This window comes from Terrabacter sp. 2TAF16 (genome assembly GCF_052115065.1).
Taxonomy (GTDB): Bacteria; Actinomycetota; Actinomycetes; order Actinomycetales; family Dermatophilaceae; genus Terrabacter.
On the sequence record NZ_JBFRFZ010000007.1, the window covers coordinates 127,484 to 146,554 of the forward strand.

Here is a 19,071-nt window from a genome sequence, read left to right on the forward strand (position 1 = left end):
GTCGGGGCCGCATGCTCCGGCCACTCCCATCGTCCCGCGTCGGGCGTGCGTCGGCAGGGAGTTGTGACTGCTCAGACAGGTCGGCGGCGGGCGGGCCCCCCGCCGCCGACCTGGTGTCAGGTGCCGATCAGCACATTCACCGACGTGTTGTCGGTGCAGTCGGGGATCTCGCGGATGGCCCACCGGCCGCGGAGCCCGTTGCCGTCGAAGTTGGACTCGGCGTCCCGCTCCTCCACCTCACCCTCGGACGCCGACCAGCCACGGGTCGAGTAGGCGGTCTGCATGTCGGCGAGCGTCTGCTTGAACGGCTTGGGCGACACCGCGGTGACGACCGTGCGACCGGCGCTGCGGGCCTCGACGCCCGTGACGACGTACCCCTCCGGCACGACCGCGCTCGCGGGGAACGACGCCGGCACCGTCACCGGCTTGGCGTCCTTCGCGCAGACGAGGGCCGCACTGGTCGAGCTAGGCTGCGCCGCCATCGCCGACTCCAGCTCGTCGTTCTCGCAGCCGGCGAGGACGAGCGCCGTGACGAGCGCCCCGGCGGCGAGGGCGACGCGAGGTCCCGACCGCTGGTTGAGCCGTCTCATCTCGTCACCTGGAGCTGACGCTCGTTGTCGGCCTCGTCGGACTCCCGGATGCGTCCGTCCGGGTCGACGACGACGGCGACGACGTGCGTGCCCTTGCCGAGACGGACGCCCGGGAACGTGACGGCCGCCGAGCGGCCGGGCTGGACGTCGACCGGCGACGAGGTGGCGACGTCGACGCCGTCGACGCGGAGTCGCGTCGTGACGGCCCCGGCGGCGGCCTTGCCGGGGTTGGCGACGGTCGTCGACGCGGCATAGAGGCCGCCGGCCTTCGTGACGGACACGGAGGTCGGGGTGATGTTCGGCAGGGCGTCGTAGGCGGCATACAACGTGTTGCCCGCCTGCTGGCGCGCGATGGTCGCATAGGCATCGAAGTTCTGGGCGCCGCCCGGCTGCGCGCAGGCACCGGTGCACCCGTCGGCATACCCGACCTCGACCCGGCCGGTCCGGTCGACCGTGACGTCCATGAAGTCGAGGAGGTTGCGGTCGTTGCCACACGTGGTGCCACCCGTGCAGATGGAGCCACGCTGGACGGGGTCGCTGGGCGTCGTGTCGACGGTGACCCAGCTCTTGCCGCCGTCGTACGTCGTCGCGACGTAGAGGTGCCAGTCACCCTTGAAGGTCGTGGCGTCCTGGTAGTTCCCGGCGGTGGTCGTGCCGATGAAGGCGAACGAGGCGCGGTCGTCGTCACCGGCCACGACAGCGGGGAAGACGGTGTTGTGCACCCCGAGGCCCGCGCCGACGTTCTGGTCGTCGGTCCACGTCTTGCCCTTGTCGCGGCTCACGGCGATGCGGGGGGTCCCGTCCGCGGCCTGGTAACTCATGTAGACCGTGCCCTTGGAGCCGATCCCGACGCTGGGGTCGGAGTCGCCCGCGGTGCTGGCCGGGTCCTTGCGGACCGACCACGTCGTGCCGCCGTCCTCGGAGACCGCGACCGCCTGGTTGCCTCCGCACGACTTGTTGGGGACATAGACCGTGCCGTCGTCCGGGGCCACCTTGACGTGACCGTGCAGGCCACCGCAGTCGAGGAGCGAGTACATCGGGATGGCGGGTCCGAAGGTGACCCCGCCGTCATGGCTCGAGGCGCAGTTGGCGTCGGCTATGTCCTGGCTGCAGTAGTAGACGGCGTTCGGGTAGCTCGACGTCGGCAGCGCACCGACGCCGTTCGGCGAGTAGGGACCTCCACCCACGGTCTGGTGGTCGACACCCGAGTTGAGGCCGCCGCCCTGGCTGGGCGACCACGTGGCGCCCTCGTCGTCGGAGTAGCACATGAGCGAGGTCTTGCCGGCGAGCTGGCTCTCGAAGACGCGTCCGGTCGCCCGGTCGGTGAAGCCGATCGGGTCGAGCGACGTCGATCCGCCCGTGGCGCAGCCGTTGGCCGGCTTCGCGGACACGTCGGACCACGTCACCGCGGACGGCGTGACGCTGTCGTCCCACGTCGCCCCGTACGTGTCGTAGAGGGCCTGGTAGAACGTCGAACCGGTCGTGTGGCTGCTGCCGATCGACGGCTCGCCCGCGTCGTGCGCGCGCCCGAACGACTGGGGTGCGCCGTACTGGCTGTAGGTCGGCGGCGTGGCTGCGCTCGGCGCGGGGTTGGCCGGGACGTCGGTCAGGGTCGCCGTGCCCGTGACGGACTCACCGAGCGGGGCATACGGCACGACCCTCACCGTGTAGTCGCCGCTGGTCGGTGCCACGACGAGGGTCTCGGGGTCCGCGCTCGAGGCGGACGACGCCACGACCGAGCCGTTCTGGTCGAGCAGGTAGATGTCGAAGTCGGCAGCAGGATTGGCCCAGCCCACCTTGACCGTCAGCTGGTGGGTGTCCCCGTAGCCGCTCGGGGTCGACACGTGCAGCGCGAAGTCGTCGCAGAGCCCGGGCCCGCACGTCACGTCGCCCGTCGTCCCGGTGACGTTGGGGGCGATGAAGGGGCCGGCGGTCCACCGGACGCTGGTGCTCGTGTCGGTGACGGCTCCCCCGGTCGGTGTGGCGGCGAGCGCGGGGGCGGCCACCCCCAGGGCGGCGACGAGGCCCGCGGCAGCGATGAGCGGGACGGCTCTGCCCCGGTCGCCGGCGCGGAAGCGGGGGCGGGCCCGCGAGGGAATGGTCGGCAGCATGGGTGCAGCTCCTTGATCCGAAGAGGATGACACCCCCGAGGTGTCCGGTCCGAGGACCGTCGAGAGAGGGCACGAGGACCTCGCTCGTCGGGTCCAACGAGTCGGAGGACCGGGCGGCTACGGATGCACGGGTCAAGAATCGGTCAGGAGGGGCTGGGATTCTGCTGGACATCCGCTGGGGACACGGCTCCGGCGGCACGCAGGATGGCATCGGCGGAGATGTCGATGTCGTGCTCGCTGGTCGTGGCGTTGGACACCGAGACGCGGATGAGCCGCTGACCGTGCCAGGTCGTGGCGCCGACCCAGCACGTGCCGTCACGCCGGACGGCATCGACGATCGCGTCCGTGCGACTGGGATCGCCGATGCTGACGAGGACCTGGTTGAGCACGACGTCGTTGTGCACGGTGGCACCGCCGACTGCGAGGCGCTGGGCCATGCACAGCGCCAAGGCGCAGGATCGCTCGACGAGCTCGGCCACACCCTCGGTGCCGAGCTCGCGCAGGGCGGCCCAGACCGCGAAACCCCTTGCCCGTCTGGATGACTCGGGCGTCAGGTCGCCGAGGACGTGGTCGGACTCCGCGCCCGATCCGGTGAGGTATGCCGCCGCGTACGACATCGTGGCTGCGTGCAGGTCCGCGTCGGCACAGAAGGCGAGTCCGCAGTCATAGGGGACGTTGAGCCACTTGTGGGCGTCCGTGCCCCACGAGTCGGCGAGCTCGACCCCGTCGACGAGATGGGCGGTCCGGGGGCTCGCGGCCGCCCAGAGTCCGAAGGCACCGTCGACGTGGACGTATGCGCCGTGCTCGTGCGCCATCGTCGTTGCGGTCCTGAGGTCGTCGCACGCCCCCGTGTTGACGTTGCCCGCCTGCAGGCAGACGATCACCGGCCGGCTGCCGACGGACTCGAGGGCGATTCGGAGACGGTCGACGTCGATGGCGCCCTGCGGCGTGGCGGCGACGGGCTCGATGCTGCCCGTGCCGAACCCGAGCAGCCGAGCGGCCCGGTCGATCGTGGCATGCCGTTCCTCACTCGCGACGATGGCGATCCTGGGAGCACCGAAGAGACCGTCCCGCGCGACGTCCCACCCGACATCGGCGAGCACCCGCTGCCGTCCGACCGCGAGGCCCACGGTGTTCGCGGCCTGGGCACCGGTGACGAAACCCACCGAGGCGGACTCGGGCACTCCCAAGAGGTGCTTGGCCCAGCCTCCGGCCGCCCGCTCGGCCGCCGCCGCGGCGGGTGAGAGGACCTCGTTGTAGGCGCACTGGTCCCAGCCCGCTGCAAGCAGGTCAGCGGCCGTGGCTGCCGCTGACGCTCCCCCGATGACGAAGCCGAAGAAACGTGGACCGACGGTGCCCATGAGGCCTGGGCGCGCGGCGACGATCAGCTCGTCGACGACACGGGTGGGATCGGCTCTCCTCGCTGGTAGCGGGCCGCCGAACGCTGCCGCCAGTGCGGCGCGATCGGCCGACGGCTGCACCGGCCGGTCTGCGACGGTAGCGCGGTGCCGTGCCCCTTCGGCGGCGGCGTGAGCGAACAGCTGGTGCAGGTCGACATTCATCCCCGCACGTTCCTCCCGGAGGTGCACACGCACAAGGGGGCCGACAGCTGGGGCTGGTCATCGATGGCCGCGGCATGACAGTGCGCATGATCCGGCGATGCCAATTATGCTGCCGGACAACGAGACTGGGCTACTCCACCCCTTGACCAGCGAGTCGAACAGGTGTTCTACTGGGGTATGGACGGCGCGGCGGCAGTGAGGAGTCATCCCTCGACCGACCTTGCCCAGGCTTCCGATGCCGTCGTCGACCTCGACCGTCTCGCGACCCTCTATCGATCGAGGGTCGAGACCCGAGTGCCCGTCCGCCAGCGCGACCTGCCACGTCTCGAGCGCACGCTTCGAAAGCACGTGGCCGAGGCGGTGCTCACGCAGGTTCTGCCGGCGCTCGTCGGCGAGCTGGTCGAGGCCGTCGCCGACGATCTCACGACGGCGCAGGACGGCCAGTCGCGGACGGAGCTCGAGACGCTGGCCGATGCGGACCTCAGGGTCGTCGAGTCCGTCGAGCGCTGCAAGGCGGTGCTGGACGCGGTCGCCCTGGAGGCCATGGCTCGGCTTCGCTCGACGATCGAGGCGGACGAGCTGGCGCGCTTCGCCGACCTCGACCGGCCGCGTCCTGCGGGCTGGATCGACCCCGACCAGCTGACTGCGATGGAGGTGTGCACGGCCACCGGGCTCGGCACCCACGAGGTGCGGAGTCGGCTCGACCTGGCCACCGCCGGCACTCCTGGGGCTGCCGCCCTCCGCGGTCGCCTGCAGCACGGCGCGCTCACGCTCTACCGCGCGTGCACGATCCAGGCTGAGATCGCCGCACTGCCGTCCGAGTGCGGGCCGGGCATCGTCGACTCCGTGCTCCGGTTCAAGGACGGCGCTCCACCCTCCCCCAGCCTCTTCCGCCAACGGCTCACGCGCGCGTGCCTGACCGCCGACCGCGAGGCCGGCGAGCGCCGACGCGCCGCCCGACGTCATCGAGGCGCCCACGCGCAGATCGACCACGAGGGCCTCGGCGTGCTCACCGTCGTCAACGACGCCGACAAGATCATCGCCGCAATGGAGCGAGCCGATGCCGTCGCCCGGGCCGCTCGGGCCCAGGGCGACCCGCGCGATCTCGACTCGCTGCGCGCCGACGTCATCACCGACACCCTAATGTTCGGCTGGCCCACGCCCGTCGGCACCGACCCGTCGATGACCGGCGCGACCGGCGCGACTGGCGTTGATGATGACGGATGCCGTGCCGGCAGTGAGTGGTTCACGCATCTGGGCCGTCGGCCGGCGGCGGCGGTGACGCTCGTGGTCCCGTTCACGACGGCCGTCGGGCTCACCGACACCCCCTGCGAGGTCCCGGGCCACGGCTGGGTGACGGCCGACCACGCCCGCCAGATCATGCTCAACGACGGCTCGGAGTGGCGTCGGCTGGCCGTCGATGCGGACACCGGCGCTGCCGTGCACCTCGAGACGCAGGCCTACCGGCCGACCCCGGCGATGCGAGCGCATGTCGAGGCCGTCGACGGGACGTGCCGCGCGCCGGGGTGCACCGTGCCGGCCGCTCGGTGCGACCTCGACCATGACGTCCCTTGGCCGCACGGCCCGACCGAGGTCACGAACCTCACGAGCAAGCACCGTCCCCACCACAACCTGCACACGAACGGCCACTGGCTCGTCCGCCGCGAGGGCGACCGGGTTCGCTGGCGCACCAAGGCCGGTCGCACCTACGAGACCTACCCAAGGGACTGGCTCGACGGCGTCCGAGACACGTCGCTCGCGCCCCCACCTCGGGATCGGTCGACCCGACATCGCTCGACCGATCCCGAGCCCCCACCCTTCTGAACGTGCGGTGATTCTGAACGTGCGGCGGTGCCCTGCCAGACACCCTCACGACGCGGCGGTGAGTGGCTCGGGCAGGCGGAAGACTCCGTCGCCGGTGGCGAGGTAGAAGCCGAGCAGGTCGACCTCGTGGTCGGCGCAGCGGTCGATCGCCAGCTGGTGCCAGGCACGGTCGACGTCGTCGGGCGCCGTCCCTCGCGGTCGGCCCCGACCGATGAGGATGGAGCCGTCGTTGTCGGCCACGAGCGGCAGGAGCATGCCGAGCAGCTGGGCCAGGCCAGTGGCCTCGGCGTCCGGCGGGACGTCGTGGAGCAGGATCGGTTGGATGCCGCGGTCCTCAGCATCGCAGATCATCAGCGCGACGCACCCGGTGGCGCGGTCCGTGTCGCCGATGATGAGGTCGATGACGTCGGCGGCGACGCGACGGTTGGTCAGGGGGATCTCACTCGCCCGAGGGGGCAGGTCCTTGAAGGTCATGCCCGCCATCGTCATCCGGACGCGAGGCAGCCCGTCGAAGTTGTCCCCAGCCCCGGCGCCCGGCGCCGCCTGACACGGCTGCGTCACCCGATGCCGAGCCGGTGAGCCACCTGGGCGCCACCGATCTCGCGGATGAAGTCCGGGTCCCCCACGACGACGAGCTCGTCGGTGGCGCGCGACATGCCCACGTAGAGCATCTCGCGGGCGCGCTCGGTCTTCTTCGCGTTGACGCAGAGGACGACCGCGCGGCGTTCGAGTCCCTTGCAGCCGAGGACGTGGCCATAGAAGACATCGTCGTCGTCCCAGAAGGACCGCCAGTATCCGACGTGGCCGTCCGCCTCCTGACGCTCGACCTGTGCCGGGTGCCGTGAGCCCATCGTCAGGAGCGCGACGTGCTGCGGCCGCCATCCCTCCTCGAGGAGCAGGTCGACCTGGTCGTCGGCGCTGCCGATCGCCTCCTCCCGAGGGCAGGCGACGAAGCGGACGTCGGCGCCGACTCCTCCCCGGAGGTGCATCCGCATCGGTGCGAGCGGCCCGAAGGCCCGGGCGATCTGCTGCGTGTTGCGCAGGTTGTGGTCGAGCACGAGTGGGACCAGTGGCACCGGCGGCCGGCCGAAGCGGGCGAAGATCCGCTGGTTCTCGTCGGAGTAGACGTAGAGACCGCCCTCGTCCTCGTCGCGTAGCGCCTTCATGAGGGGGTACCACCAGTGGTCGGCGAAGTCCTGGGCCTCGTCGACGATGACGGCGTCGAACTTCTTGCCGTCCGGAAGTGCTGCAGCGATCTCGGTCATCCGGGCGGCCAGATCTCGCTCCCAGAAGGCTGCGTCGTTGCGGTCGTGCGACGCGGTGTCGATCCCCCACTCGTTGGCGAGGTCCTCGAAGGAACCGACGAAGGCCGGCCGATGGTGCCTCGGCACGCTGGCGAGCTGCCGTTTGAAGTACTGGGAGAGGCCGATCGAGTAGCAGACGAGTGCCACACGCCGCGCCTTGCGATCGCCCTGGCCACGGGTGAGGTCCTTGGCTTGGGTGAGGGCCAGGATCGTCTTGCCGCTGCCGGCACCACCCCGGATCTCCATCCGCCTGATGAGCCGCGTGACCTGGAGCAGAGCCGCCTGTTCCTGGGTCAGTCGGTCCGACGTTGCCTCCCGCTCGTCCGCGTCAGCGGCGATGTCGGGTACGGGGAAGCTTCTGCCCGTGAGGATCTCGACGATCAGCTCGACGTCCTCGGCAGTGGGGACGCGCTGGTCGTTCTCCTGCAGGGCTGCGACGTCGTGGACCCGGCCAGCGAGGTCGTCGAGGTCTCCGCGGCCACTGATCATCCAGCGCGGGCAGTCCGGGGTGGCGAAGTCGTCCGCGACGTCCGTGAACGGGACGACGACCGCGTGGCCAAACCGGACCCGGCTGCGTCGGTTCTTCCAGCGGGGGTCGGCCTCCACGAAGTCGCGCAGGGCGTACTTGCCGTCGCGGCACTGCTCGACGGGGCGCACCCGGCTCCGGCGCGCACCACCACCGGACCACCAGTGGCCCTGCGCGTCGACGGAGACGCTGCCGCCCTTGACCTCGACGACGACGACGCCCACGTCGGGCATGAGGACGACGACGTCGAGCTCGTGGTCCTTGCGCTGTGAGGTGAGGCGGATGTTGGGCAGCAGCACCGTGCCCTCCGCGACGCCACTCGCCAACCGCTCCCAGACGAGACGCTCCGACTCGTGCGCGAACCGCGCACCCTCCCCCTGTGCCATGCCCGCAGGGTAGCCGTGCTGCGCGACCCGACCTCGTAGTTGCGCAGATCCGTCGAACCGCACCCGCGTCCGCAGCACCGGCGTACGCTCGACAGTTGTGCGAGCGGCGCTCCCACACCAGCGAACATCCGAAAGGTGGCCAGGCTCCGCTCGACACATCCGCGCAGATTCTTCCGGAGGTGCTCATGCGAAAGATCATCGCCACCAGCGGAGCCGCGGCCATCGCCGCAGCGCTGCTGAGTCTGCCAGGAGCCGCGAATGCCGCCCCTTCTGACACCCGCCAGATCACGTCCTCTGGCACGACCAGTATCCGCAGCCTCGGCACCGGCGTCGACGGGCTCCAGCAGCCCGAGCTCAGAGCCGGACCCGACGACGAGCAGGGTGGCGTCCCGTCGACCCGCCCCGACCCGAACTTCAAGCACGGCATCTTCCCCAAGCACCCGCTCGATGCCCCCGTGGTGGCGTCGAGCGCCGTCGCTGCGACGAACCCGGCGGTCCGGGCCAGCATCCAGGGCCTCAACCACCGCGACCAGCGGCTCGCGAATGGCGGCAACCAGTTCTCGCTCGAACCGCCAGACCAGGCCCTCTGTGTCGGCAACGGCTTCACCGTCGAGTCGGTCAACAGCGTGCTCCGCGTCTACGACTCGAACGCCGTGCCGCTGACCGGGGTGCAGGACCTCAACACCTTCTTCGGCTACCCCGCAGCCATCAACCGGACGACCGGCGTCGTCGGGCCCAACGTCATCGACCCGATCTGCCACTACGACCCCGACTTCCAGCGCTTCGTCGTGGCCATCACGACGCTGCACGTGGACGCGAACGGCGACTTCAACGGCAGGAACACCATCGACGTGGCCGTCTCGAACTCGAGCAGCCCGACGGGCACCTGGACCATCTACTCGGTACCGGCCCAGAACGACGGCACCGAGGGCACGCCGAACCACGGCTGCACGACGGACGGCGTCACGCCGGGACCGTGCTTCCAGGACTACCCGCACATCGGTGGCGACGCCAACGGCATCTACATCACGACCAACGAGTACGACCTCTTCGGGCCGAACTTCAACGCAGCCCAGGTCTTCGCGTTCTCGAAGGCGCAGCTCGCCACCCACCCGGCAGCGGTCCGCATGACGCTGGTGCCGAATCTCAACCTGGCCGGCACGCCCGGCTTCACCGTGTGGCCGGCAACCTCACCCGCGGGCCAGTACGAGAGCGCCGCCAACGGCAGCGAGTACCTGCTCAGCTCGGTCGCCGGTGACGGCTCGGAGACGGGCAACCCGACCGGGACCGCCCGGCGCATCGGCCTGTGGGCGCTGACCAACACCGCATCGCTCGACGCCGCCACCCCGGCGCTTGCGGTCACGAACAAGCTGGTCAACAGCGAGACGTACGTCTTCCCGCCGAAGGCCGACCAGAAGGCGGGCGACTTCCCGCTCGGCCAGTGCATCAACGACACGACGATCGCGACCCCGTTCGGTCCCGGGTGTTGGCAGCTCTTCTTCAACCCGCCCGAGCCGGCGCACGACGAGGTCATCTCGCACCTCGACTCCAACGACACCCGCATGCAGCAGACGTGGTTCACCAACGGCGTCCTGTGGGGCTCGGTCGACACCGCGGTGCGGGTCAACGGCGAGCTGCGGGCCGGCATCGCCTGGTTCTCGGTGGAGCCCAAGATCAACGGCGCCGGCAAGGTCGGCGGCAACATCAAGAAGCAGGGCTACCTGGCCCTCGCGGGCAACAACCTGACCTACCCGGCCATCACCATGCTGACCACCGGTCAGGGCGCCATCGCCTTCAGCGTCGTCGGACGGGACCACTTCCCCAGCGCGGCCTACGCTCCGATCTCGTCGAGCGGAGCAGTCGGCCCGATCCACATCGTGGCCGAGGGCGTCGGCCCGGCGGACGGCTTCACCAGCTACAAGGCCTTCGTCGGCACCCCGATCCGCACCCGCTGGGGGGACTACGGGGCAGCCCTCACCGACGGTCGGTCCATCTGGATCGCCTCGGAGTACATCGCCCAGACCTGCACCCTGGCGCAGTACCTGACTCCCCCGATCGGCAGCTGCGGCGGCACGCGGACCTCTCTCGGCAACTGGTCCACGCGCCTGACGAAGCTCACGCCGTAGTGACCGCCTGACCACGCGGCCACGCACGTGTGCCGCCCAGCCTCGCGAACCCGGCTGGGCGGCATACGTTGTCGGGCATCAGGGTCCGACGTCAGGCGACGCGCTGCTGCGGCGCCGTCTCCTTGGTCTTGCCCGGGTCCTTCTCGACGATGTCGCCGAGGACGTCGTCGATCTTCGTCATGAGCTCGGGCTCGAGCTTCACCCCGGCCGCCTTGACGTTCTCGGCGACCTGCTCGGGACGCGAGGCGCCGACGAGCGCGGCCGCCACGTTGGGGTTCTGGAGCACCCAGGCGACGGCGAGCTGGGCCATGGTCAGACCGGCCTCGTCGGCGATCGGCTTGAGCTTCTGCACGCGGGTCAGCACGTCGTCGTTCATGAAGCGCTTGATCATGTCGGCGCCGCCCTTCTCGTCGGCGGCGCGCGAGCCCTCGGGCGGCTGCTGGCCGGGCTGGTACTTCCCCGTCAGCACGCCTTGGGCGATGGGGCTCCACACGATCTGGCTGACGCCGAGCTCCTCGCACGTCGGCACGACCTCGCCCTCGATGACACGCCACAGCATGGAGTACTGCGGCTGGCTCGAGATGAGCTGGAAGCCGAGCTCCTTCGCGAGAGTGACGCCCTCGCGGATCTGGTCGGCGGTCCACTCGCTGACGCCGATGTAGAGCGCCTTGCCCTGACGCACGACGTCGGCGAAGGCCTGCATCGTCTCCTCGAGCGGCGTCTCGGTGTCGTAGCGGTGGGCCTGGTAGAGGTCGACGTAGTCGGTCTGGAGGCGCTCGAGCGAGCCGTTGATCGACTCCATGATGTGCTTGCGTGAGAGGCCCGTGTCGTTCTTGCCGCCGGGGCCGGTGGGCCAGTAGACCTTCGTGAAGATCTCGAGGCTCTCGCGCCGCTCGCCCTTGAGGGCGTCGCCCAGAACGCTCTCGGCCTTGGTGTTGGCGTAGACGTCCGCCGTGTCGAAGGTGCTGATGCCGGCGTCGAGCGCCGCCCGGACACACTGGGTGGCGACGTCGTTCTCGACCTGCGAGCCGTGGGTCAGCCAGTTGCCGTAGGTGATCTCGGAGATCTTGAGTCCGCTGTTGCCGAGGTATCGAAAGTTCATCCGTCCACCGTATGCCGCCTGCGATGTTGCTCGGACCCCGCTCCCCGGCGAGGGGACGCACGTACGATCGCGAGGTGACGCTTCTCGAGCGCGTCGAGCACCTTCGCGCAGTCGCTGGCTACCTGGACGACGCACGCGCTGGGCACGGGCGACTGGTCTACGTCTCGGGCGAGGCCGGCATCGGCAAGACCACCTTCGTCTCCGCCGCGGCCTCCGAGCTCGAGACCGGCGCACGCGTCGCCATCGGCAGCTGTGACGGATCCGCCACCCCCGCACCTCTCGGTCCGTTGCGCGACATGGTGCCCTCGCTCCCGGCGGGCCTGTGGCCGGAGGAGGCGAGTCGGCAGGACGTCTTCACGCGCCTCGTCGACACCCTCCGAGACGCGCCCCCGGACCGGCCCTACCTGCTCGTCATCGAGGATGCGCACTGGGCCGACGAAGCCACCCTGGACCTCCTGCGCCACGTGGCTCGGCGCGTCCACGGCTGCCATGCCCTCGTGCTCGTCACCTACCGCCCCGAGGACGCGGGTGCCGGCAGCGCTTTGCGAATCCTCCTGGGGGACACGGCATCCGCCAGTGGGACCCGGCGGATCGACCTGCCGCCGCTCAGCCCACGGGCCGTGGCGACCCTCGTCGCCGAACGCTCGCGCGACCGGCTGTCTCAGACCGGGATCGACGTGGAGCGACTGCACGACGTCACGGGCGGCAACGCGTTCTTCGTCACTGAAGTGCTCTCCGGTGACACGGTCGGCGTGCCCCCGACGGTGCGCGACGCGGTGCTCGCCCGCGTCGCTCGTCTCCACGAGTCGTCACAGCGAGCCCTCGAGGTGGTCGCGCTGACCGGGTCGAGAGCCGAGACCGACCTGCTCGAAGGACTCCTGAGCGAGGGTCTGGCCGTCCTCGACGAGCCGCTCGCCCGGGGACTGGTCGTCATGTCGGGCCGAGAGGTGACGTTCCGTCACGAGCTGGGCAGGCTCGCCGTCGCCGACGAGGTTCCTGCCGGACGACGGCTCCACATCCACCGCCGGCTCCTCGCGGCGCTCGAGAGTCGCGGGGCCGACCCGGCACGGCTGGCGCACCACGCCGACGCCGCCGGGGACAGCCGGGCCGTGCTGGCCCATGCGCCCGAGGCCGGCGCGCGGGCCGCTCGCCTCGGCGCCCACCGGGAAGCCGTCGACCAGTACCGCCGCGCCCTGCAGCACGCGGACTCCCTGCCTGACACGGAGGTGCCCGCCCACCGCCGGGCCGACCTGCTCTGGGCCCTCGGCTACGAGCTCTATCTCACCGACCGCATCGAGGGCGCCATCGAGGCGGTCGACGCGGCCCGCCGGATCTGGGACGCCGACGACGACGCCACGCGGGTCGGCGACGCGTGGCGGTGCCTGTCACGGCTCAGCTGGTTCGCGGGGCGCAAGGCCGAGGCCGAGACGCAGGCCGCTGTCGCCGTCGACGTGCTCGAGGGGAGCTCGACCTTCGAGCTGGCTCTGGCCTACAGCAACCTCGCGCAGCTCCGCATGCTGGCCACCGACCTGGCCGGCACCCGGGAGTGGGCGCACCGCACGCTGGACCTCGCCGACTCCCTCGACGACCTGGCGCAGCAGACCGAGGTGCGCGTGCACGCCCTCAACAACCTCGGCACGATCGAGATCGCGGCCGGTGACTTCGCCTCCGGGGCCGCCATGCTCAGCGACAGCCTCCAGCAGGCACGCGCCGCCGACCTCCACGAGCACGCGGCTCGCGCCTACTGCAACCTCGCGTCGAGCGCCGTGCTGCAGCGGCGGCACGAGGACGCACGACGCTACCTCCTCGAGGGCATCGAGTACTGCTCAGAGCGCGATCTCGACTCGTGGACCCTCTATCTCGAGGGGTGGGAGTCACAGTTGCACCTCGACCGGGGGGACCTCGGCGCGGCGCGCGCCCGGGCCGAGTCCCTGCTCCGCCATCCCGACATCGCGAGCGTCGGCGAGATCGAGCCGCTCGTCACCCTCGCCCACGTGCGCGCTCGCGTGGGTGAGCCCGGCGGCGACGAGCTGATGGCGCGGGCGTGGTCTCTGGCCTCGGGGATGCGCGAGCTGCAGCGGGTGGCTCCGGTCGTTGCCGTGCGCTGCGAGGCCGCCTGGCTCGCGGGCGACCTCGGCGCCGCCGCCCGTGTGGCGGCAGAGGCCTGGCCGCTCGCGGTCTCGGCCGACTGCCCGTGGAATCGCGGCGCCGTCGCGCGGTGGCTCGTCGGCGACGGCATCGAGGCGCTCGGCGAGCCTGACGGGTCGGTCACCGACCTCGAGCTGGGCGGCCCACTCGCTCCGCCTTTCGCCGCGGAGGTTGCCGGTGCCTGGCGTGAGGCCGCTGACATCTGGAGGTCCCTCGGATGCCCGTTCGACCAGGGGCTCGCACTGGCGCGCAGCGGCGACCGCGAGGCCCTCACGGAGTCGATCGCGGTCTTCGAGCGGGTCGGTGCCCACGCTGCGGCGGCGCGATCGCGCGCCGAGCTGCGCACCCGTGGCTGGCCCGCGCCTCGTGCCCCGAGAGCCACCACCCGCGAGCACCCCTCAGGCCTGACCCCGCGCGAGACCGAGGTGATGGAGCTGTTGACGCAGGGCTACTCGGACGCCGGGATCGCCGAGCGCCTCGTCATCTCGCGGCGCACCGCCGAGCACCACGTCTCGTCGGTCCTGACCAAGCTCGGGCTCGAGAGCCGGCGCGAGCTGCTCAAGATGGGTGGAGCGAACGGGGTGCGTGGGTAGTCGGCACCCATGACCTGCGGTTCGGCGGGAGCGACGCTGGAGACACCCAGCTCTCCCATCCCGAAAGGACCACGAGCATGCCGCTCTTCATGGACGTCCACTCCCTCGGCGACGGGGTCACGATGGACGCGGTCGCCCAGGCACACCGGGCCGACCTCGCCACGCAGGACCCCCACGGCGTCAACTACCTGCGCTACTGGGTCGACGAGCGCCGGGGCCAGATCTTCTGCCTCGTCGAGGCTCCCGACGCCGAGGCTGCCAACACCGTGCACCGCGACGCCCACGGGCTCGTCGCCGACGCCATCTACGAGGTTCAGGAGGGCGTCTGACCGCCCCATCCGCCCCACCCGCACCACTGCCGACCGCCTGACGCCCAGCCGCATGCCGCCACCCGAGGTGACGGCATACGGCCACGTCGTCCTGCGCCCACGCGGTCGCCCACCTGTCATCCCCGGTCGTCCCGCACCGTCCCAGCCGATGGAACCGCACGGTTGGCTCGCGCGTTGGGCGGGTAGACACCAGTCATCACCTCGACGGAATCTTCATGTTCACTTGAACGTTGATCCAGACGAGGCACGCGTGGACAGACGGTCCACGCACGACCCGAAGGGGGTGCACGATGAGGCGAAGGAAGTACGAGGAGTTCGAAGAGGACAACGGAACCGTGCTGCGCTACGCCCGCCACGACAACGGTGGCGGTTTCGTCGAGTCGCACGCCCACGTCGACCCTGCGGCCTACGTCGCCGAGAACGCCTACGTCGACCGCGGAGCGGTCGTCGGCGCGGGAGCCCGCATCGCGAGCGGCGCCTGGATCGACCGCGGCGCGGTCGTCCACGCCGGAGCCAGCATCGGCACCACGGCACACGTGGCCGCCGGCGCCGTCGTCGGGCGCGATGCCCGGATCGGCGCACGCGTCAAGATCGGCGCCAACGCCCACGTCTGGGACGGCGCGCGCGTCGACAGCGACGACGTCATCTCCGAGGGCTCTGTCGTCCGCGCCGGCTCCCAGCACCGCCGCGCCGCCTGACGCCGGGTCCGGTCAGCGGGTGCCGGCCACCCGGGACACCGCTGCGGCGACCGCCGGCGCGACGCTCGCGTCGAAGACGCTGGGGATGATGAAGCTCGGGTTGATCTCGCCCGGCTCGACCGAGTCGGCGATGGCGGTCGCCGCGGCGACCATCATGGCGTCTGTGATGTCGGAGACGCCGGCGTCGAGCAGCCCGCGGAAGAAGCCCGGGAAGACGAGGACGTTGTTGATCTGGTTCGGGTGGTCGGAGCGGCCGGTCGCGACGACGGCGGCGTGCTCGCTCGCGGCGATCGGGTCGACCTCCGGCACGGGGTTGGCGAGGGCGAAGACGATCGCGTCGGGAGCCATGGTCGCGATGTCGTCACCCGTCAGAAGGTCCGGCGCCGAGACGCCGATGAAGACATCCGCACCGACGAGGACCTCCTTGAGGGTGCCGCTCTGGTGACCGGTGTTCGTGTGGTCGGCGATCCACTGGCGGAAGGGCTCCATGCCCTCGTTGCCGTTGTGGACGGCACCCGTGCGACCGCAGGCGACGATGTTGCGGGCACCCTGGGTCAGCAGGAGACGGATGATCGCGTGACCCGCGGCACCGACGCCGGACACGACGATGTGCACGTCGTCGATGGACTTGTTGACGACGCGCAGGGCGTTCTTGAGCGCGGCGAGGACGACGATCGCGGTGCCGTGCTGGTCATCGTGGAAGACGGGGATGTCGAGGAGGTCACGCAGGCGTGACTCGATCTCGAAACATCTTGGGGCAGAGATGTCCTCGAGGTTGATGCCGCCGTAGACAGGGGCGATCGCGCGCACGATCTCGACGATCGCATCGGGGTCCTGGGTGTCCAGGCAGACCGGCCAGGCGTCGACTCCCCCGAACTGCTTGAAGAGCGCGGCCTTGCCCTCCATCACCGGGAGGGCCGCGAGCGGGCCGATGTTGCCCAGCCCCAGGACGGCCGAGCCGTCGGTGACCACGGCGACGGTGTTGCGCTTGATCGTGAGACGGCGGGCGTCCTCCGGGTGCTCGACGATCGCCTGACAGATGCGGGCGACTCCGGGCGTGTACGCGCGTGACAGGTCGTCGCGGTGCTTGAGGGGCACCTTCGGGTTCACCTCGATCTTGCCGCCGAGGTGGAGCAGGAACGTCTGGTCGCTGACCTTGCGGACGACCGCCCCCGGGATCGCGGCGATCGCCTCGGTGATGAGGTGACCGTGCGCCTCGTCCCGCGTGTCGCACGTGACGTCGACGACGAGCCGGTCGGTGCGGCTCTCGGCGACGTCGAGCGCCGTGAGGGCTCCGCCGGTGGACGAGACGGCGGTGGTGAGAGCCGACGTCGCGTTCGCGGCGGCCGGCACCTCGACCCGGACGGTGATCGAGTACCCAGGACTCGGGATGGCCATGACAGTCCTCTCGCGTGGAGCAACGGTGCCCGACCCGTTCATCCTCCACCCGCGACGGTCGGCCCGCTCGGATGCCGACCGTCTCGTCAGGAATGTCGCCGGCAAGCCGCAGAGGTCGTGGCCGGCGCATCCGTTTCGTGACCGGCCCGGACGCGCGCCCCTTGGTTCACTGCCGACCCGAACGGGCCAGGGCCACGAGCTCTCGCATCCCGGCATCCGGCAGGTACGCGCGGCTCAGGGCCAGCCCGATGCGCGGGAGCGCGGCCTCGTCCGGGAAGACGAGATAGAGCGGTTCGTGCCTCGGTTGGAACTTCGACTTGAAGGCATGCAGGGACCTGAAGCCGTAGTACGGCTCCAGGGACTCGCCGAGTCGGTCGAGGAAGACGTCGAGCGTGCCCCGGTCCAGGGACTCGTCTCCTGCAGAGGGCCGAGTCCGGGCCAACGGCGCACCCGAGAGGGAGACGAGGGCGCAGCCCTCCTCCTTGAAGGCGAGACAGGCCGAGGCGATGAGGAACTCCATGGAGTAGCGGAAGCCTCCGGGCAGGCGCCGCATGACGTCCAGCGTCCAGCCGGCGGGGTCCCCACCCCCGCTCGCGTGGAACGGCATCCACGACGTGACCCCGTGGACCGTGGCGTCAGCGTCGATCGCCAGGCCGACTCGGACGTGAGGGTCGAGGGCTTCATCCACGCCACCGAGGGTGAAGCCCATCTCGGGCAGCCCCTTGTCCTCGACCCATTCGGACGAGATCGCCTTGACCTGCATCTGTATGCCGCGGGGCATGTCCCTGAGTGGGCCGAGCCGGAAGCCGATGCCGAGCTTGGCCGCCTGGTTCAGGGCGGTGCGCACGTCCTGCCATGCCTTGCCGACGAAGTCCAGCGTGGGCAGGTCGACCCAGGCCTCTTCCGCCACCTGGAGGGAGTGCCATCCCTGCGCGCGCGCATGTCGAGAGGCTTCTCCCGTCACGGTGAAGAGGCACGGCACCAACCCCTGGGCGTGCACGGCGTTCGCGAAGGCGCCGAGCAGCATGGACCGGTCCTCCTCGGCCGAGGCCACGGGGTCGCACAACCCGACCGCGACGCCGGCGTGCACGCGGTACGCGACGTATCCCGACACGGAGGCCGGCGTGAACCAGCGGTTCTCCGGCCAGGTCGTCATCCACGCGAGACGGTTGACCGTGCCCTGCTGCCGCAGCAGCTGCGTGGCCCGTGAGCGCTGGTCGTCGTCGGCGGGAGCGACGATGCTGCCGCTGGTGCGGCGAGCGCGGCGGGGCGACGGGTTGCGGAACGCATGGCGACCCACGAGGCACACGGACAGGCCGAGCCCGTTGCCGAAGAGCTCCCAGCCCGCAGCGAGGAGTCCCTGCTCGCCCACCGCGATCATGTACCCGAGGTTCAGGACCTGGATGACCATGACGACGAGCAGGAGCCCCACGGCCCAGCGCCAGGCCAGTCGTCGCCCCTTGTAGAGCGACCGGGCGAGCCACAGCCAGAGGACGATCTGGAGGACGCCGAGCAGCAGGTCCGTGTCGGCGAGCTCCGCGGCGCGGGCCTCCGGGCTCATGGTGACCGCGAACGGGCCGTCCTCGGTGGTGAAGGGGCGTAGCGCGACCTCGACCGCGGCGATGACGAAGAAGCCGGACGCGAGCAGGCGGAAGTCTCGTCGCGTCAGGTGGCGGAAGGTGAGCGACGGCGCGCCGCCCATGAGAGTCGGTCCGAGGAGCAGGCCGAAACCCACCCCCAGCACGTGCTCGAGGTCCGCGAGTGCGCCCATGTGGATGACGAAGAGCACGACGTAGGCGCCGAGCAACGCCCGGACCCGGCCACGCCACGGGGGTGACAGCGTGACCGACGCTGCGGCCGCCGCGCCGAGGAAGCCGGCGGACGGCCCCGCGTCACGCACTGCTGCGAGGTGCGTCGTCCACGCGTAGCCGTGGTCACGGGTCAGCCACAGCAGACCGGCGGCACCCAGGACGGCCACGACGTGGCAGGACACGAGCGCCACCGCGTAGCGGAGCGAGCCCAGACGCCACTCCGCGAAGCCCCCGAACACGATGAGCCCCAGCAGGATCGGGACGTACTGGAACGGGCGGGCCGCGAAGAAGGCACCGGTCAGCACGGTGGACCAGGAGCCCTGCTCGAACGCGGGCAGTCCGTAGCTCACGGAGTCGTTCAGCGGCCGATCGAGGAGCGGGTCCCAGAGGGACCGGGTCCACACCGACAGCGCGAGGGTGGCGACGACGAGAATGCTCGTCAGCGGTAGGCGACTCGTCACCGTCCACAGACGGGACATGCCTTCGATTGTCCTGCCAACCACCCCTCGCGTCGAGGACGTGCTGGATGTCCGACGAGCCCGTCGGACGCCGCCGACACCGCA

At 70.8% G+C, this 19,071-nt stretch carries 13 protein-coding genes; 5 read left to right on the forward strand and 8 right to left on the reverse strand.

Translation table 11 applies throughout. The features are described 5' to 3' along the window. Positions 1 to 116: 116 nt before the first annotated feature. The 3 genes from AB4Z14_RS12595 to AB4Z14_RS12605 form a co-directional block, all read right to left on the reverse strand. Entirely contained in the window at positions 117 to 590 is a 474-nt protein-coding gene (locus AB4Z14_RS12595) for a hypothetical protein (protein WP_442275481.1), read from the reverse strand. Continuing rightward, complete coding sequence (locus AB4Z14_RS12600; RefSeq protein ID WP_442275482.1) at positions 587 to 2,701, reverse strand: CARDB domain-containing protein; 2,115 nt, start codon at positions 2,699 to 2,701, stop codon at positions 587 to 589. Before AB4Z14_RS12600 ends, AB4Z14_RS12595 begins: the two co-directional genes overlap by 4 nt. Before the next feature lie 143 nt (positions 2,702 to 2,844). After that, positions 2,845 to 4,263: a pyridoxal phosphate-dependent decarboxylase family protein gene (locus AB4Z14_RS12605; RefSeq protein WP_442275483.1), complete on the reverse strand. Its 1,419-nt coding sequence runs from the start codon at positions 4,261 to 4,263 to the stop codon at positions 2,845 to 2,847. A 294-nt stretch (positions 4,264 to 4,557) separates the two neighbouring features. Between AB4Z14_RS12605 and AB4Z14_RS12610 the strand changes: the two genes are divergently transcribed. Further along, the gene (locus AB4Z14_RS12610) at positions 4,558 to 6,087 is read left to right on the forward strand and encodes an HNH endonuclease signature motif containing protein (RefSeq protein ID WP_442275484.1); all 1,530 of its coding nucleotides are present in this window, start codon (positions 4,558 to 4,560) and stop codon (positions 6,085 to 6,087) included. Positions 6,088 to 6,132: 45 nt separating this feature from the next. Here AB4Z14_RS12610 and AB4Z14_RS12615 read toward each other — a convergent pair whose 3' ends face one another. Both AB4Z14_RS12615 and AB4Z14_RS12620 read right to left on the reverse strand, forming a co-directional pair. Then, positions 6,133 to 6,561: a hypothetical protein gene (locus tag AB4Z14_RS12615; protein WP_442275485.1), complete on the reverse strand. Its 429-nt coding sequence runs from the start codon at positions 6,559 to 6,561 to the stop codon at positions 6,133 to 6,135. 83 nt (positions 6,562 to 6,644) lie between these two features. Beyond that, the gene (locus AB4Z14_RS12620; RefSeq protein WP_442275486.1) at positions 6,645 to 8,303 is read right to left on the reverse strand and encodes an NERD domain-containing protein; all 1,659 of its coding nucleotides are present in this window, start codon (positions 8,301 to 8,303) and stop codon (positions 6,645 to 6,647) included. A 185-nt stretch (positions 8,304 to 8,488) separates the two neighbouring features. Here AB4Z14_RS12620 and AB4Z14_RS12625 point away from each other — a divergent pair, with 185 nt between their 5' ends. Further along, on the forward strand, positions 8,489 to 10,429 hold the full coding sequence (locus tag AB4Z14_RS12625) for a hypothetical protein (RefSeq protein ID WP_442275487.1): 1,941 nt from the start codon (positions 8,489 to 8,491) through the stop codon (positions 10,427 to 10,429). Positions 10,430 to 10,520: 91 nt separating this feature from the next. Here AB4Z14_RS12625 and AB4Z14_RS12630 read toward each other — a convergent pair whose 3' ends face one another. Beyond that, positions 10,521 to 11,531 (reverse strand): aldo/keto reductase family protein, encoded by a 1,011-nt coding sequence (locus AB4Z14_RS12630; RefSeq protein WP_442275488.1) that lies wholly within the window; start codon positions 11,529 to 11,531, stop codon positions 10,521 to 10,523. Between the two features lie 74 nt (positions 11,532 to 11,605). Here AB4Z14_RS12630 and AB4Z14_RS12635 point away from each other — a divergent pair, with 74 nt between their 5' ends. The 3 genes from AB4Z14_RS12635 (at position 11,606) to AB4Z14_RS12645 (ending at position 15,299) form a co-directional block, all read left to right on the forward strand. Then, positions 11,606 to 14,272, forward strand: coding sequence for an ATP-binding protein (locus tag AB4Z14_RS12635; protein WP_442275489.1), 2,667 nt, complete (start codon positions 11,606 to 11,608; stop codon positions 14,270 to 14,272). A gap of 77 nt (positions 14,273 to 14,349) precedes the next feature. After that, a complete protein-coding gene (locus AB4Z14_RS12640; protein WP_442275490.1) occupies positions 14,350 to 14,601 on the forward strand; it encodes a DUF4242 domain-containing protein in 252 nt (83 codons plus the stop codon). 290 nt (positions 14,602 to 14,891) lie between these two features. Beyond that, complete coding sequence (locus AB4Z14_RS12645) at positions 14,892 to 15,299, forward strand: transferase (RefSeq protein WP_442275491.1); 408 nt, start codon at positions 14,892 to 14,894, stop codon at positions 15,297 to 15,299. Between the two features lie 12 nt (positions 15,300 to 15,311). Here the strand turns inward: AB4Z14_RS12645 and AB4Z14_RS12650 are convergent, their stop codons facing one another. Further along, complete coding sequence (locus tag AB4Z14_RS12650; RefSeq protein ID WP_056776090.1) at positions 15,312 to 16,697, reverse strand: NAD-dependent malic enzyme; 1,386 nt, start codon at positions 16,695 to 16,697, stop codon at positions 15,312 to 15,314. Between the two features lie 166 nt (positions 16,698 to 16,863). Further along, the gene (locus AB4Z14_RS12655) at positions 16,864 to 18,987 is read right to left on the reverse strand and encodes a bifunctional lysylphosphatidylglycerol flippase/synthetase MprF (RefSeq protein WP_442275492.1); all 2,124 of its coding nucleotides are present in this window, start codon (positions 18,985 to 18,987) and stop codon (positions 16,864 to 16,866) included. Positions 18,988 to 19,071: the final 84 nt, after the last annotated feature.